Origin of the sequence: Kitasatospora sp. NPDC051170 (genome assembly GCF_044455705.1) — a bacterium.
Taxonomy (GTDB): domain Bacteria; phylum Actinomycetota; class Actinomycetes; order Streptomycetales; family Streptomycetaceae; genus Kitasatospora.
Genome location: NZ_JBITFA010000006.1, coordinates 136,429 through 151,605, shown reverse-complemented (window position 1 = coordinate 151,605; position 15,177 = coordinate 136,429). Strand labels below are relative to the sequence as shown.

13 protein-coding genes are annotated in these 15,177 nt (G+C 71.8%); 5 read left to right on the top strand and 8 right to left on the bottom strand.

Annotation, left to right across the window (positions count from 1 at the left end; genetic code table 11):
- Window positions 1-16 precede the first annotated feature (16 nt).
- Window positions 17-583, top strand: a complete 567-nt coding sequence (locus ACIBCA_RS15570) for a TetR/AcrR family transcriptional regulator (RefSeq protein ID WP_396283401.1) — start codon at window positions 17-19, stop codon at window positions 581-583.
- Window positions 584-750: 167 nt separating this feature from the next.
- Entirely contained in the window at window positions 751-1,794 is a 1,044-nt protein-coding gene (locus tag ACIBCA_RS15565) for an NAD(P)-dependent alcohol dehydrogenase (RefSeq protein WP_396283400.1), read from the top strand.
- 161 nt (window positions 1,795-1,955) lie between these two features.
- On the opposite strand, the gene ACIBCA_RS15560 is transcribed toward ACIBCA_RS15565, so the two are convergent.
- Together ACIBCA_RS15560 and ACIBCA_RS15555 are read right to left on the bottom strand one after the other, a co-directional pair.
- Window positions 1,956-2,678 (bottom strand): response regulator, encoded by a 723-nt coding sequence (locus tag ACIBCA_RS15560; protein ID WP_396283399.1) that lies wholly within the window; start codon window positions 2,676-2,678, stop codon window positions 1,956-1,958.
- A complete protein-coding gene (locus ACIBCA_RS15555; protein ID WP_396283398.1) occupies window positions 2,675-3,916 on the bottom strand; it encodes a sensor histidine kinase in 1,242 nt (413 codons plus the stop codon). Before ACIBCA_RS15555 ends, ACIBCA_RS15560 begins: the two co-directional genes overlap by 4 nt.
- Before the next feature lie 140 nt (window positions 3,917-4,056).
- Between ACIBCA_RS15555 and ACIBCA_RS15550 the strand changes: the two genes are divergently transcribed.
- Window positions 4,057-5,241, top strand: a complete 1,185-nt coding sequence (locus ACIBCA_RS15550) for a serine hydrolase domain-containing protein (protein WP_396283397.1) — start codon at window positions 4,057-4,059, stop codon at window positions 5,239-5,241.
- Between the two features lie 100 nt (window positions 5,242-5,341).
- Window positions 5,342-6,484: a serine hydrolase domain-containing protein gene (locus tag ACIBCA_RS15545; protein ID WP_396283396.1), complete on the top strand. Its 1,143-nt coding sequence runs from the start codon at window positions 5,342-5,344 to the stop codon at window positions 6,482-6,484.
- 233 nt (window positions 6,485-6,717) lie between these two features.
- On the opposite strand, the gene ACIBCA_RS15540 is transcribed toward ACIBCA_RS15545, so the two are convergent.
- The 6 genes from ACIBCA_RS15540 to ACIBCA_RS15515 form a co-directional block, all read right to left on the bottom strand.
- Window positions 6,718-8,238 (bottom strand): serine hydrolase domain-containing protein, encoded by a 1,521-nt coding sequence (locus tag ACIBCA_RS15540; RefSeq protein WP_396283395.1) that lies wholly within the window; start codon window positions 8,236-8,238, stop codon window positions 6,718-6,720.
- A 198-nt stretch (window positions 8,239-8,436) separates the two neighbouring features.
- Window positions 8,437-10,257, bottom strand: a complete 1,821-nt coding sequence (locus ACIBCA_RS15535; protein WP_396283394.1) for an FG-GAP-like repeat-containing protein — start codon at window positions 10,255-10,257, stop codon at window positions 8,437-8,439.
- Between the two features lie 354 nt (window positions 10,258-10,611).
- Window positions 10,612-11,721 (bottom strand): FG-GAP-like repeat-containing protein, encoded by a 1,110-nt coding sequence (locus ACIBCA_RS15530; protein ID WP_396283393.1) that lies wholly within the window; start codon window positions 11,719-11,721, stop codon window positions 10,612-10,614.
- A 102-nt stretch (window positions 11,722-11,823) separates the two neighbouring features.
- Window positions 11,824-13,149 (bottom strand): FG-GAP-like repeat-containing protein, encoded by a 1,326-nt coding sequence (locus ACIBCA_RS15525; RefSeq protein ID WP_396283392.1) that lies wholly within the window; start codon window positions 13,147-13,149, stop codon window positions 11,824-11,826.
- Window positions 13,150-13,251: 102 nt separating this feature from the next.
- Entirely contained in the window at window positions 13,252-13,527 is a 276-nt protein-coding gene (locus tag ACIBCA_RS15520) for a hypothetical protein (protein ID WP_396283391.1), read from the bottom strand.
- Window positions 13,528-13,533: 6 nt separating this feature from the next.
- Complete coding sequence (locus tag ACIBCA_RS15515; RefSeq protein WP_396283390.1) at window positions 13,534-13,737, bottom strand: hypothetical protein; 204 nt, start codon at window positions 13,735-13,737, stop codon at window positions 13,534-13,536.
- A 298-nt stretch (window positions 13,738-14,035) separates the two neighbouring features.
- Here ACIBCA_RS15515 and ACIBCA_RS15510 point away from each other — a divergent pair, with 298 nt between their 5' ends.
- Window positions 14,036-15,016 carry a LuxR C-terminal-related transcriptional regulator gene (locus ACIBCA_RS15510; RefSeq protein ID WP_396283389.1) on the top strand — a complete coding sequence of 327 codons (981 nt, stop codon included), beginning with the start codon at window positions 14,036-14,038 and terminating at the stop codon, window positions 15,014-15,016.
- Window positions 15,017-15,177 lie beyond the last annotated feature (161 nt).

Sequence of the window (15,177 nt, the reverse complement as noted above, 5' to 3'; positions counted from 1 at the left end):
CAGAGGAGCGTCCCAGATGTCAACGAGTGCGGGCCGAAAGCCGCGTACGGACGCCGAGCGCAACCGGAGCCGGGTGCTCCAGTCGGCCGGTGAGCTGTTCGCCGCACACGGTGACGCGGTGCAGATGGCCGACATCGCGAAGGCGGCGGGTGTGGGCGTCGGAACGGTCTACCGGCACTTCCCGACCAGGCAGGCGCTGGTCGCCGCGGTCGCCGAGGAGCGGTTCGCCGGGATCCTGCGCCACGCGCGTGAGGAGTGCCTGTCGCTGCCCGACGGGCGGCAGGCGCTGGCGGGTTTCCTGGACGCGATCGGGCGGGCGCACGAGGAGGGGCGGGGGGTGTCCGGGGTCATCGAGGTGGCGTTCGGCAACACCGAACCGGGCGGGGAGGTGGGCGCCCAGTTGCTGGACGTCGGCGAGCAGTTGCTGGCGCGGGGCCGTGCCGACGGCACGGTGCGCGAGGACGCCGGTGTCTCCGATCTCTACATGATCGCCGGCGCGGTGGCGGCGATCAGCCGTAACGCGGTGGGCGACTGGCGCCGCTTCGTCGAACTCGCCCTGGACGGCCTGCGCCCGCAGCACTGACACCCGTGGACGTAGCGCCGGCGCCGGCCGAGCCTCGAAGGGTGCCGTCGGCAGTGTCCTTCCGCCTGGCCCTACCTACAGGCCCTACCTATCCATGACTGATTCCGGCGGAGCTCCGTCCACCTAGTGTGATCGCCAACGACGAATCCACGAGGGGGAGTTGCACGATGACGAACACGCAGCGCAGGTTCCGGACCGCCTACCACCTGGACCGCCCCGAGGACGGCCTGGACGGACTGGTGGTCCGGGAGGAGGAGGTCCCGGAGCCCGGCCCGCACGAGGTGCTGGTGAGGGTGCGGGCCGCCTCGCTCAACCGGCGGGATCTGATGATCCTGGACGGGACCTATCCGGTTCCCGCTGCCCCGGGGGTCGTGCCGCTGAGCGACGGGGCCGGGGAGGTCGTAGCCGTCGGCGAGGGCGTGCGGCGGGCACAGGTCGGCGACCGGGTGGCAGTCACCTACTTCCGGCGCTGGATCGACGGGCCGATGACGCTCCCGCTGGTCGGCGAGCAGTACGGGGCCAGCCTGGACGGGATGCTGACGGACTATCAGGTCGTCGACGAGGAGTCGGTGGTGCGGATCCCGGCGCACCTCTCCTTCGAGGAGGCCGCGACGCTCCCTTGCGCCGCGGTGCTGGCGTGGTCGGCGCTGACGACCGGGCCGCGGCCGATGGCCGCCGGCGACGACGTACTGGTGGTCGGCGCCGGCGCGGTGGCCCTGTTCGGGGTCCAGTTCGCCGCCGCCCTCGGCGGCAGGGTGATCGTGGTCGCCTCCGGCGAGGAGAAGGCCGAGCGGCTGCGGGAGCTCGGTGCGGCACACGTGATCGACCGGCAGCTGACGCCCGAGTGGCAGGGCACGGTCGGCGAGCTCACCGGCGGGCGCGGGGTCGCCCTGGTCCTGGAGGCGGTCGGTGCGCCCAGCATCGCGAAGTCGGTCCAGTCGGTCGGCTTCAACGGCCAGATCTCGGTGACCGGCGCCTTCCCCTCCGACGGGGTGCTGATCGACCCGGACGTTATCAACGGCCGCTTCTTCTCGCTCCAGCGACTGGCGGTCGGCAACCGCGCGGCCTTCGAGCAGATGAACGCGGCCCTGGCGGAGCACGGCATCCATCCGGTGATCGACCGGGTCTTCGCCTTCGACGAGGCGCTCACCGCCTACCGTCACCTGCGCGAGAGCGGCCCCTTCGGCAAGGTGGTGCTCACGGTCGACTGAGCCCCGTCCGGGGGGTGGCCCCGCCCCGGGCGCGGGGTCGCCACAGGTCAGGACCGTCGCCGAGCGAGTGGGCGTCCTCACCCGCGGCGGAGCGGCTCGCTGGGATCGCGTTGCAGCCGTCTCGGGTTGTCGCCGTCTCGGTCGGGTGCCGTTCGGAACGGTCAGCCGACGATGCCCGGGACCACCAGGCCGGACTCGTACGCGATCACCACGGCATGGGTCCGGTTCTGCGCGCTGAGCTTGGTCAGCACGTTTCCGACGTGGGTCTTGACCGTCTCCAGGCTCACCGTGAGGGACTCCGCGATCTCCGGATTGGAGAGCCCGGTGGCCATCAAGCGCAGCACCTCCTCCTCACGGCCGGTCAGGGCGGCCTGCGGCAGGGCCTCGGCGGAGCGCAGCGGGCGGGCGGCGACCATGCGGCCCAGCGCGGCCGGGAAGAGGACCGCTTCGCCCGCCGCCACCACCCGGACCGCCTCGGCGATCTGGCGGACCGGGAGGCGCTTGAGGACGAAGCCGCTGGCGCCCGCGCTGAGGGCAGCGGTGACGTAGCCGTCGTTCTCGAAGGTGGTGATCATCACGACCTTCGGCGGGTCGGCCGCTTCGGCCAGCAGTTGGCGGGTGGCCTCGATCCCGTTGCGACGCGGCATCCGGACGTCCATCAGGACCACGTCCGGCCGCAGGCTCTGCGCCCGTTCGACCGCCTCGACGCCGTCGGCGGCCTCGCCGACCACCGTGATCCCCGGCTGTGCGGCGAGCAGCGTGCGCAGGCCGCTGCGGGTCACCTCGTCGTCGTCCGCGATCAGGAGGGTGACGGCGGGGCTGGTGGCGGCGGGGCTGGTGACGGCGGCGCTGGCCGTGCCCTCGCCCGCGTCGGATCCACTCACGCCGCGACCCGTACCGGCAGCCGGACGGCCAGCCGCCAGTGCTGCGTCCCGTCCGGGCCGGCCCGGAACTCACCGTGCAGCAGCCGGACGCGCTCGGCCAGTCCGGGCAGACCGTGGCCGGAGGTCGGGAAGGCACCCGCGCCCGGGCCCGTCCGTGCCCCGATCCGGTTGACCACCGTGAGATCCAGTCCGTCCGGCGCGGCCGTCACCCGGACTTCGATCGGGCCGCCCGCCCCGTGGCGCAGCGCGTTCGTCAACCCCTCCTGGAGGATCCGGTACGCCGCCCGGGAGAGCGTCCCCTGCACCTGCGCCAGCTCGCCCGACAGGGTCGGTTCCACCACCGCCCCCGCGTGCCGCAGACGGTCCAGCAGCTCGGGGAGGTCGGCCAGGGTCCGGGTCGGCGCTGTTCCCGGCTTTTCCTCGCGCAGCACCCCGAGCACGTAGTCCAGGTCCTCCAGCGCGGCCCGGGCCGACTCCTCGATGCTGCGCATGGCGGCCCGCGCCGCCGCCGGGTCGGCGGAGAGCACCTGGCCCGCCACCGCTGCCTGGATGGTGGCCGCCGTCAGCGTGTGCCCGATCGAGTCGTGCAACTCGTGAGCGATCCGGTTGCGTTCGGCCAGCAGCCGCTCCCGCTCGGCAGCCAGCGCGAGCCGCTCGGCCGCCGACGGGCCCAACAGCCGGGGCGCCGACCACCGCAGGGCCTTCGTCACCAGTACGCAGACGGCCACCGCCAGCAGGACGCACACGGCCGCGATCATCCAGCTCCACCAGCCCGACACCCGGACCGACGTGCCGAACAGACTCGCTCGCACCTCGCCGCCGAGCCAGTTCCCCGGCAGGGAGAGGCCCATGATGAACAGCACCCCGCTCGCCAGCGCCCCCGTCCACCCGACGGCCACGTGCAGCACCAGCCAGATCGGGGTCCGCCAGCGGTCGAGGCCGAGTGGACCAGAGGCCCGGCGACCGGCCACCGGATTCGGCAGCGGCACCCGCAGCAGCCGGCGGGCGGACACGACCAGCGCCCGCCGTACGGGGCGCGCCAGTCCGACCGCGCCGACCAGTACCGCCCAGACCAGCAGCACCAGGACGATCTGCACGCTCTCGGGAGCGGATCGCCACGACAGCGCCGGCAACAGGGCGAGAGGCAGCAGCGGAAGGCTCGCCAGCGCGCCGCAATAGGCGAACAGCACACCCGAATACGTGGAGCCGCGCAGTAGCGGCGGGATTCCCCTGATCATGGTCGCCAGTATCGCCGGGCAGCCCACCGGCAGCCTCCCCCGATCGAGGGAGCGATTTCTCCCGCCTTCCCGCGATGCGGTCGGAGGGCCCTGGACATCAGGATCGTGCCCAGTCCAAACGATTCCCCAGGAGTTGACTGATGCGTGCTCGGATCCGGCAGGGCCTTCGTTCCTCGACCCGGCAGCAGGGCGGCAGGCGGCGACGAGCCGTGTCGGCCGCCGCCGCGGTGGCCATCGGCGCCATGACGCTGGGCGCCCTCGCCCCGTCCGCCGCCTCCGCCTCCAGTGCCGCCGCCGCCAGGCCCGACACCGTCCAGCAGGCCCTGAACGCACTGGTGCGCGAGGACGGGATGCCCGCCGCGCTGGCGAGCGTCCAGGACCGGAACGGCCGCACCCGCGCCTACACCGCAGGAGTCGGCGACCTGACCACCGGCTCCAAGGTGCCCAGGGACGGCCAGGTACGGATCGGCAGCAACACCAAGGCGTTCACGGCGGTCGTGGTCCTGCAACTGGTCGGCGAAGGGAGGATCGGCCTCGACGCCACCGTCGACACCTACCTGCCCGGCCTCGTCCGCGGGGAGGGGATCGACGGGCGCCGCATCACCGTCCGCCAGCTCCTCCAGCACACCAGCGGACTCCCCGACTACGGCATCCACCTCGACGACGACGAGATCAGGAACCGGTACTTCGAGCCCCGCGAGCTGCTCGACATCGCCCTCCGTTACAAGGCCGACGCGGCTCCGGGGGAGAAGTGGGGGTACAGCAACACCAACTACGTCCTGGCCGGCCTGATCGTCCAGAAGGTCACCGGCCGCCCCCTCGCCGAGGAGATGGACCGGCGCGTCATCAAGCGGATCGGGCTGAGCCACACCTACTTCCCGGCCCCCGGCGAGACGGCCATCCGAGAGCCGCACCCCCAGGGCTACCACCGCAACCCGGCGAACGGACCGCTGCGCGACTTCACGGAGTTGGACCCCTCCGCAGGCTGGGCCGCAGGCCAGTTGATCTCCACCAACTCCGACCTCAACAGCTTCTTCACCGCGCTCCTCGCCGGACGCCTCCTCCCGGCGGCCCAACTCGCCGAGATGCGCACGACCGTCCCCGCCGGGACCTCAGGTCTCCGCTACGGGCTGGGGCTCACGAGCAGGCCGTTGTCCTGCGGCGGCGTCTACTGGGGCCACGGCGGCGACATCGCGGGGTACGAGACCCGGGGCGGTGTCACCGACGACGGCCGCGCCGCCAATGTCGCGGTCACCACCATCCCGACGGACGAGGCGGCCGCGCAGCACGTGAAGGACGCCGTGGACAGGGCCCTGTGCGGCTGACTGAGGCACGCCACCGCGCCCGGGCCCGGCTCGCCCGGGCCCACCGCGCCCGGGCCGGGCGACCCGAACGAAGATCAGGCGATTCCCGAGGAGTTGACTCATGCGTGGACAGACACGGCAAGGACTTCGGCGGCGACGGGCCCTGTCGGCCGCAGCCGCGCTGACCATCGGCGTCATGACGCCGGGCGTCCTGGCGGCGCCGCAGGCATTCGCCGCCAGACAGGATTCCGTCCAGCGAAGCCTGAACGCGCTGGTGCGCGAGGACGGGATGCCCGCCGCGCTGGCGAGCGTCCAGGACCGGAACGGCCGCACCCGGACCTACACCGCAGGAGTCGGCGACCTGGCCACCGGCGCACCGGTACCCGTCGACGGGCAGGTGCGGATCGGCAGCAACACCAAGACCTTCGTCGCGGTCGTCGTCCTCCAGCTCGTCGCGGAGCGGAGGGTGGACCTGGACGCCTCCGTCGACACCTACCTGCCCGGCCTCGTCCGCGGGGAGGGGATCGACGGGCGCCGCATCACCGTCCGCCAGCTCCTCCAGCAGACCAGCGGGCTCCCCGACTACAGCGACTACCTCGGGGACGACGTCCGGTACTACGCCCCCCGCGAACTGCTCGCCACAGCCCTCCGGCACCCGGCCGACTTCACCCCCGGGACGAGCTGGAAGTACAGCAACACCAACTACGTGCTCGCCGGCCTGATCGTCCAGAAGGTCACCGGCCGTCCCCTCGCCGAGGAGATCGACCGGCGCGTCGTCCGACCCGCCGGGCTGCGCCACACCTACTTCCCCGCTCCCGGTGACGCGAGCATCCGGGAGCCCCACCCCCACGGCTACTACCGGGAATCGGCGGACGCGCCGCTGCGCGACATCACGGAGATCGACCCCTCCTGGGGCTGGGCGGCAGGCCAGCTGGTCTCCACCGGCTCCGACCTCAACCGCTTCTTCGGCGCACTCCTGGCCGGCCGCCTCCTGCCCTCGGCCCAGCTCGCCCAGATGCGCTCCACCGTCCCCGCCGAGGCGACCTTCGGCCCCGGCGCCCGCTACGGGCTCGGACTCGTCAGCCGGCCGCTGCCGTGCGGCGGCCTCTCCTGGGGCCACGGCGGAAGCTTCCCCGGGTACGAGACCCGGGGCGGCGCCACCGACGACGGCCGCGCCGCCAACGTCGCGGTCACCATGCAGCTCACCGACGAGGCGGACCGGAGGAATCTCGAACGCACCGTGGACGCCGCCCTGTGCCGCTGAACCCCGCCGAGGGCGTTCCGTGAGGCGGAACGACCGATGGGCCCGACCGCAGTGCGGTCGGGCCCATCGTCTGCCCTGGCGGGCGGGTGCGGAGGATACGAGATTCGAAAACTGCGGCGGAGCGGACCGCTGGGTGGCGGCTGAACCCGTCTGGACCGGGGTGAACGAGACCGGCTGACCGGCCGACCCTTCCCGTGGTCGTGGTCGTGGTCGTGGTCGTGGTCGTGGTGGCGTCAGGCGGACTTGGCGGTGGCGCGGACGCCGAAGTGGACGTAGCGGCTGCCGTCCGGGAGTGCGTAGAAGACGACCGGGATCCAGGCGTCCTTGGCGTTGCGGCGGCCGGCGAAGACGGTCTTGGCGGGGGTGTCGGAGACGGGGGTGAGGTGCCAGACGAGCGGGTCGAAGGTGCCGGCCAGGCCCCCGACCCCCTCGTAGCGCAGGTCCAGTACGCCTTCGCCGTCGTCGTCCCCGGTGCGAGGCGTGATGGTCATCAGGAAGCCCTCGCGCGGGTAGCGGCCGGCGAAGGGCTCCGGGTCGACGGTCAGGGGGTGCTCGGCGGGCCCGAACGCGGGCATGGTGACGCCGGCGAGTTCGGCGCTCAGCTCGCGGCAGAGGGCCTCGTGGACCTTGGGCGCGGCGCCTCCGCCGTTGGTGAGCAGGGCGATGGCGAGGCCCTTCTCCGGGATGGCGCGCAGGTAGGCGAGTTGGCCGAAGGTGCTGCCGTCGTGGCCGAAGCCGCGCACGCCGTCCCATTCGAACAGGCCCCAGCCGAGGCCCCAGTGGGCGCCGAGGAACCACTGGTCGGGCATCTCGACCTCGCGGGTCAGCATCGCCTCCACGGCGGCGGCGGAGAGCACCCGGGTGCCGTCCGGTGCCGTCCCGCCGTCGATGAACAGCCGGGCGAAGCGGACCACGTCGGCCGCGGTGGCGCTGATGCCGCCGTACGGTCCGGCGGAGCGGGGCAGCATGTTCCACAGCGGAGTGGGCGTCGGGTCCTCGCCGGGCTCGCCCATGTGCCCCATCGCGGCGCGGAAGCGCAGGACCTCCTCGGGCAGCGTCATGGTCTGGTGGAGTCCCATCGGGTCGCAGAGCAGCTCCTTGAGCGCCTCGTCCCAGGTCCGGCCGGTGACCACCTCGACGATTCGGCCGAGGACGTTGTACGCGGTGCTGGAGTACGACATGGTGGCGCCGGGCGGGTTGGTGAGGCCGACGTCACGCGCGCCCTCGACGTAGCGGGCCAGGCAGTCGTCGCCGCGGCCCGTGTCGTTCACGTAGTCACCCTCGATCCCACTGGTGTGGTTGAGGAGCTGACGCGGCGTGATCGTGCGGGCGGCCTCGGCGTCGGCGAGGGCGAAGTCCGGCAGGATCGTCACGACCGGCTGGTCCAGGTCGAGCTTGCCGGCGTCGGCGAGGGCCAGGACGAGGGCGGCGGTGTAGCCCTTGCTGACCGAGCCGATCTGGAACACCGAGTCGGTGGTGGTCTCGACGCCGGTGCCGGTGTGCAGGACGCCACTGGCCAGTTCGTGGATCTCCCCGCCGGTGAGGACGGCCAGTACGGCGCCGGGGATGCGGTGGGTGGTGAGCAGGTCGTCGAGCCGGCGCTGCCAGTGCGCCGTGTCGAACGCCCCGGCGGCGGGGCCCCTGCCCAGTGCCCGGTCGACGGCCTGTGCGGCCTCCCGGCTGGTTCGGTCCACGAGCTTCACGACCTCGCGGTCGACGTTCTCCGAGAACTCCTTGTACATGTCCTTCGACACGGTTCCCTCCCCCGGGACAGGTGCGCGATGGCGCTACCGCTTATTCGAACATCGTTTGAAACGATCTCGGTGCGATCCCGGTTCCCGAAGGACACGAGGGACGACGAAGGCCCCGACCGGCGAACCGGTCGGGGCCTTTCGGTTGCCCTGGCGGGCGGGTGCGGAGGATGCGGGATTCGAAAGTGGGAGGGACGCTGCCTACCAGCCGCCGGTGAGTCGCAGGGGGCGGGTGAAGGAGGCGTTGCCGGCGTTGTCCCACTCGTCGAGATCGCCGGTGGTGTCGTTGCGGGCGAGGAGGTCGGCGGCAGCGGTCCCGCGGAACTTGCCGGCGGTGGTCTGGGAGAACGGGGCCCAGCCGCTGGTGAGCAGGACCCGGTTGCCGAAGGTGCCGTCGCCGTTGCCGGGCCAGCGGTAGAGCGTGCCGGTGGTGTCGTCGCGCGCGACGAGGTCGGCATGGCCTGTGCCGCGGAAGTCGGCGGCGGCGGTCTGGGTGAAGTTCCAGCCGCTGGTCAGCAGCTTCTTAGCGCCGAAGGTGCCGTCGCCGTTGCCGGGCCAGCGGTAGAGGTTGCCGGAGGCGTCGGCCGCGACCAGGTCGGCGCGGCCCGTGCCGGTCAGGTCGGCGGCGGTGGTCTGGCTGTAGTTCCAGCCGTCGGTGAGTTTGACGGGTGCGCTGAAGGTGCCGCCGGCGTTGCCGGTCCAGAGGTAGAGGTTGCCGGAGGAGTCCCGGGCGACGAGGTCGGCTGTGCCGTCGCCGTTGAAGTCGGCGGCCGTGGTCTGGGTGAAGTTCCAGCCGCTGGTGAGCAGGACCCGGCTGCCGAAGGTGCCGTCGCCGTTGCCGGGCCAGCGGTAGAGGTTGCCGGTGGCGTCTTCGCGGGCGATGAGGTCGGAGTGGCCGGTGCCCCGGAAGTCGCCGGCCACCTGCTGCGAGAAGTTCAGGCTGACGGAGGGCGGTTTCGGCGGGGCGGCGATGGTGTTCGCCAGGACTTGATTGCCGTTGTCGTTGAGGTGCAGCTGGTCGTCGCCCCGGTTGTAGTACCCGGCGAAGAGGCGGCCGGGTGCCAGCGGATCGCGGGTGGCCTGGTCGAAGTCGAGGTAGTGGTCGATGTCGGAGGTGGTGCGGATATAGGCGTTGACGCACTGTCGGACGTTGTCCTTGGCCGCCGAGTACATGCTGTTGCCCTCGAAGGGCGGGATGGTGGCGACGCTGAAGCCGAGTCCCTTGGCGTGTGCCCGCGCGGACAGTTGCTGGATCCCGGTTTCCAGGGCGGTGTCCGTCGCGCCGTCGAGCGAGATGTCGTTGATGCCCTCGTAGAGGATCACGGAGCGGGCGTTGGGCTGGGCCAGCACGTCGCGGTCGAACCGGGTGAGGGCGCTGGCCCCGTAGGCGGCCTTCTGGCCGGTCACATCGGTGAGCAGACGGTTGCCCGAGAGGCCCTCGTTGACCACACCCATCGGGTTCGGCTGGGCCTGGAGGGCCCTGCCGTAGTCGTCGACCCAGCGGCGGTTGGTGTCGGCCGTGGTGTGGCCTTCGTCGGTCTGCGAGTCCCCGATGGCCACGACCGTTCCGCCGCTGCCGGCCGCCGTGACGTCGAGTCCGCTCAGGTAGGCCCAGTGGTAGTAGGCGGTGGTGAAGCCGGTGCTGCCGAGTCCGGCAGCGTGGTCGGCGCCGTCGCCGGGGGCGCTGGTGTACGAGGTGGTGAGGGCGTCCGGGTGGTAGGGCGCGGAGCTGACCGGATCGGGCAGATGGATACTGACCAGGAGGTTCTCGTCGGCGGTGACCGGGAAGGCGGCCTGGTCGCTGTAGGCGTCACCACCCGCCGGGATGACGGTCTGTTGGTTTCCGCCGAAGGTCAGCGTGAGGGGTGTGGCCGCCGGGGTCGCGCCCGAGCCCTGGACGGCGATCGTCGCATGGCCGATGGTGACCGGAGCCGAGCTGAAGGTGTTCGCCAGATGGATCCGGGCGCTGCTTCCGGCGATGCTGCTGTGGACGACCATCCGCAGGGTCTGCCGGCCTGACACGCCGGACTGCGCGGCCGGTCCGGCGGTGCTCAGGGCGGTGCCCCAGCTGCCCGTCCATGGCGAAGTCGCCGGGCTGGGGCGGATGGTGGCCGACAGGGGGGCCGGGAAGGCCGCGCAGCCGCCGGAGTCCGCGACCGCCGGGGCAGCGGCCGCGAACGGGGCCGTGACGAGCCCGCAGCACAGGGCCGTGGCCAGTGCTGCCGCTCGACCTCCCGCAGTGCGCGGACGTTCCTGCGTGGCTCTGCTGCTGCGTTTCACTGGCCTGACTCCTTCGGGCTGGTCCTGGTGCGGGTTCTGTCGCCGGGTGTTCGGGTTCGGCTTGCCGCCGCGCCTGCCGGCCGGTGGTGAGGGCGGCTACCAGCCGGTGGTGAGGGCGACGGGGCCGGCGAAGTGGCCGGTGCCGTTGCCGGCCCAGCGGTAGAGGGTGCCGGTGGTGTCGTCGCGGGCGACGAGGTCGGCGTGGCCGCTGCCGGTGAAGTCACCTGCGGCGGTCTGGCTGTAGTTCCAGCCGCCGGTGAGCTTGACGGGTGCGCTGAACGAGCCGCCCGCGTTGCCGGTCCAGAGGTAGAGGTTGCCGGAGGAGTCCCGGGCGACGAGGTCGGCTATGCCGTCGCCGTTGAAGTCGGCGGCGGTGGTCTGGGTGAACTTCCAGCCGCTGGTGAGCAGCTTCTTGGCGCCGAAGGTGCCGTCGCCGTTGCCGGGCCACAGGTAGAGGTTGCCGGCGGAGTCCTGGGCGACGAGGTCGGCGTGACCGGTGCCCCGGAAGTCGCCGGCCACCGTCTGGGTGTAACTCCAGCCGCCGGTCACGAGCTTCGCCGGGCTGTAGGCGCCGCCCGCGTTGCCGGTCCAGAGGTAGAGGTTGCCGCTGGTGTCGCTCGCGACGAGGTCGGCCTTGCCGTCGCCGTTGAAGTCGGCGGCGGCGGTCTGGGTGAACTTCCAGCCGGTGGTGAGCTGCTTCTTGCTGCTGAAGCCCGCGCCCTTGTTGCCCGTCCAGACGAAGAGGTCGCCGGCGGAGTCCTTGGCGAACAGGTCGGAGACCTTGTCGCCGTTGTAGTCCCCGCCCGTCGTCGACGAGTAGTTCAGCGTCACCGACGGGAACGGGCTCTGCGTGTCCGTGCCGAGGCCGTTCGGGGCGCCGCACTTCGGCCATGCGCTGGGGCCCTGTACGGCCAGGACCTTCTCGGCGATCGTGATCTGCTGGTTCTCGGTGGCCTGGTGGGGGTAGGCGGCGTACTGCTGGCCCCCGTAGGCGTTCCAGGTGTCGAGGTCGAACTGCAGGCCGCCGTAGTAGCCGTTGCCGGTGTTGATGCTCCAGTCACCGCTGCTCTCGCACTGGGCGACCTTCTCCCAGGTGCTGACGGAGGCGGCGGAGGCGCTTCCGGCGCCGGCCACCGAGGCGACCAGGGCGGTGCAGGCGGCGGCCAGGGCCAGGACGTGACGGTTCTTGCGGTTGGTGCGGCGCATGGGACTTCCGATCGTGGTCAGGGTGTGTGCGGGGAGTGGGGCAGCCGGTGTCCCGCGCGGGGCGTCAGCGCGGGACACCGGGGGTGAGCGGCGGAGCAGGTGCTACCAGCCGGTGGTGACCTGGACCTTGGGCGCGAAGCCGCCGCTGCCGTTGCCGGCCCAGCGGTACAGCGTGCCGGTGGCGTCGTCGCGGGCGATCAGGTCGGCGTGGCCGCTGCCGGTGAAGTCACCCGCGGTGGTCTGGGTGAAGTCCCAGCCGCTGGTCAGCAGCTTCTTGGTGCTGAACGAGCCGCCGGCGTTGCCGGTCCAGAGGTAGAGGTTGCCGGAGGAGTCCCGGGCGACGAGGTCGGCTATGCCGTCGCCGTTGAAGTCGGCGGCGGTGGTCTGGGTGAAGTTCCAGCCGCTGGTCAGCAGCTTCTTGGCGCCGAAGGTGCCGTCGCCGTTGCCGGGCCACAGGTAGAGGTTGCCGGAGGCGTCCTGGGCGACCAGGTCGGCGTGACCGGTGCCCCGGAAGTCGCCGGCCACCGTCTGGGTGTAACTCCAGCCGCTGGTCAGCAGCTTCTTGGCGCTGAACGCGCCGCCCGCGTTGCCGGTCCAGAGGTAGAGGCCGCCGGAGGAGTCCCGGGCGACGAGGTCGGTGAGTCCGTCGCCGTTGAAGTCGGCGGTGGCGGTCTGGGAGAAGTTCCAGCCGCCGGTGAGCTGCTTCTTGCTGCTGAAGCCCGCGCCCTTGTTGCCCGTCCAGACGGACAGGTTGCCGGCGGAGTCCTTGGCGAACAGGTCGGAGACCTTGTCGCCGTTGTAGTCCCCGGCGACCGTCTGCGAGTAGTTCAGGGTGACCGAGGGCTTCACGACCGGGCTGATGTACCCGCTGATGGTCTGGTTCCAGGGCGCGGCGCCCACCGCGTAGTTGGTGGTGCTCTCCTGCTGCACGATGCCCTGGCTGTAGCCGCTCGAGTGGCCCTCGTTGCCGCCGACCACGGTGATGGAGCCGCCACCGACCGCGGTGACCAGCGCCACGTGGTCGGCGTAGTCACTGGAGGGGTCGTAGTTGTAGACGACGGCGTCACCCACCTGAGGGGTGCTGTGCAGGGTGCCGTAGGTCTTGCCGTAGTCGTAGACGCTGGCCGCGGTGTTGTCGATCGCGGAGAGGTGGGCGACGTCGTACTGGGACCACACCCAGCCGACGAAGTCCGCGCACCAGGCATGGGACTGGCCGCCGGAGCCGTCGCAGCTGGTGCTCTGGCTGTTCAGTCCGGACGAGTAACCGCCGTGGGCACAGGGGCCGTTGCCGACCTCGGCGGTCGCGGTGGCGGCGATCGAGGACGTCGTGCTCGCGTGGGCCGGGGCGACCATCAGACCGCTCACCGCGGTGGCGGCGACGATCGCGGCGAGACCGGTCTGCTGGAGACGGCGCATGGTCATGCTCATGACATAAACCCTTCGATGAGGTACGGCGCGGCGGAGGCCGCGCCAGGGCGCGGGAAGTCCGTGGGGAGAGGGCTCCGGAGAGCCCTGAGGGAGGAGGAAGCCCTACCGCCCGAGCAGCGGTGTGACGTACCGGGAGAAGACCTGTGCCCTCGCGGCGGAGCCGAGCAGCTCGCATGCGTGTGCTGCCGCCTGACTCCGGCTGCGGGCCCGGAGAAAGAGGACGAGGTCGATCCCGTGCGGCCCGGCACGGGCGCGGACGTGTTCCAGGCCGTGGCGCGACTCGGCGTGCGCCCACAGGACATCGTGCACGGTGTGCGCGTCGGCTCCCTCGGAGCCGGTGCTCCCCGCCTGGTGCAGGGTCAGGTGAACGACGTGCACGTCCGGTCAGTCCCAACCGATGCTGTCGGCCTGCGGGGCGGCGCCGAGGGGCGAGCCGGCCGGGGCGACGTCCCAGCCGATGGAGCTCGCCGTGACGTTCGTCGCCGTTGTCTGCGCACCGGCCGCAGCCGTCAGCACGGTCGGTGCGGCGCCGAGGAACAGCGCGGTCGCGACGGCGGAGACCTTGAGCAGGCGGGCGGCGTTGGACATGGCGGTACCCCTGTCGGTGAAGTGTGTGGGGAGGCGAGGTGCCTCGGAGTGAACCCGGCGAGCGGGCTTCGTTCTCGCCGCTGTTCCGGTGATCAATATCTTGCTGCCGGGAGGGGCCCAGCGGAATGGGTTCGGCCTGGCGCCAAGGAGCCAATGGGCGCGGCACCTTGGTGCCTCCGGCGGCCGGAGTCCGCGCCGGGGCCGGACCGGTTGCCACTGCTGCGCCTTGCTGGAAAGATCGTCCGCGAAGCTGGGGAACGATCCTTCAGTGGCAAGCGGGGGCGCTTTCATGCTGGAAATGCTGGGGTTGGACCGGGTCGTCGAGGCCGTCTACCGGGAGATGCTCCGCGACCCCGACGCCGGAGTCGCGGAGCTGTGCGCGCAGCTGACCCTGCCGGAGAGCACGGTGCGCGAGGCGCTCGACGAACTCGCCGATCTCACGATCGCGCGTGAGTCCCTCTTCCACCCCACCGGGCTGCGCGTGGTCGAGCCCCCGGTCGCACTGGAACTGATGCTCCTTCGACAGGAGGAGGAACTCGCCCGTCGTCAGCACGACCTGGCGTCGCAGAAGACGGCGATGGCCCGCGCGGTGGCCGACTGCGCCAAACTGCGACCGGAAGCCGCCGCCGTCCGCGGCTCGGAGCGACTGGTGGGGGTGGAGGCGATCCAGGCGAAGCTGAGGGTCCTGGCCAAGGAGCTGCAGGGCGAATGCCTGGCCGTGATGCCCGGAGGCGGCCGGTCCCAGGAAAGCCTCGACGCGTCCAGGCCGCTCGACGCGGAGGCGCTCGGGCGCGGGGTCACCCTGATGACGCTCTACCAGGACAGCGTGCGCAACGACCCGGCCACCCTCGCGTACGCGCAGTGGATGACGGATGCCGGCGGACAGGTGCGGACCGCCCCGGTCCTGCCGCCTCGAATCCTGGTGTTCGACCGGCAGGTCGCCGTCCTGCCGATCGACCCCACGGACACCCGTCGCGGTGCACTCTGCACGCGCGAGCAGGGGATCGTGGCCGCACTGCTCGCCCTGTTCCAACAGGCATGGGACACCGCCATACCGCTCGGGGCGGACCGTCAGCGCGAGGCGGACACCGGCCTGAATCCCACCGAGAAGGAGCTGCTGAAGCTCCTCGCGACCGGCCTGACCGACGAGGCCGCCGGAAAGCGTCTGGGCGTCTCCTTGCGAACCGTCCGCCGCCAGATGGCTGCCCTCATGGAGCGCCTGGACGCCACCAGCCGGTTCGAGGCGGGCCTCAAGGCGGCCCAGCGCGGCTGGCTCTGAGCCAACCGAAAGAGGATCGATCGCAACCACGGAACGACGAAGGCCCCGACCGCTCGGCGGTCGGGGCCTTCGTTTGCCCTGGTGGGCGAAGGCGGAGGATACGAGATTCGAACTCGTGAGGGGTTGCCCCCAACACGCTTTCCAATTCTCCCGAACGGCGT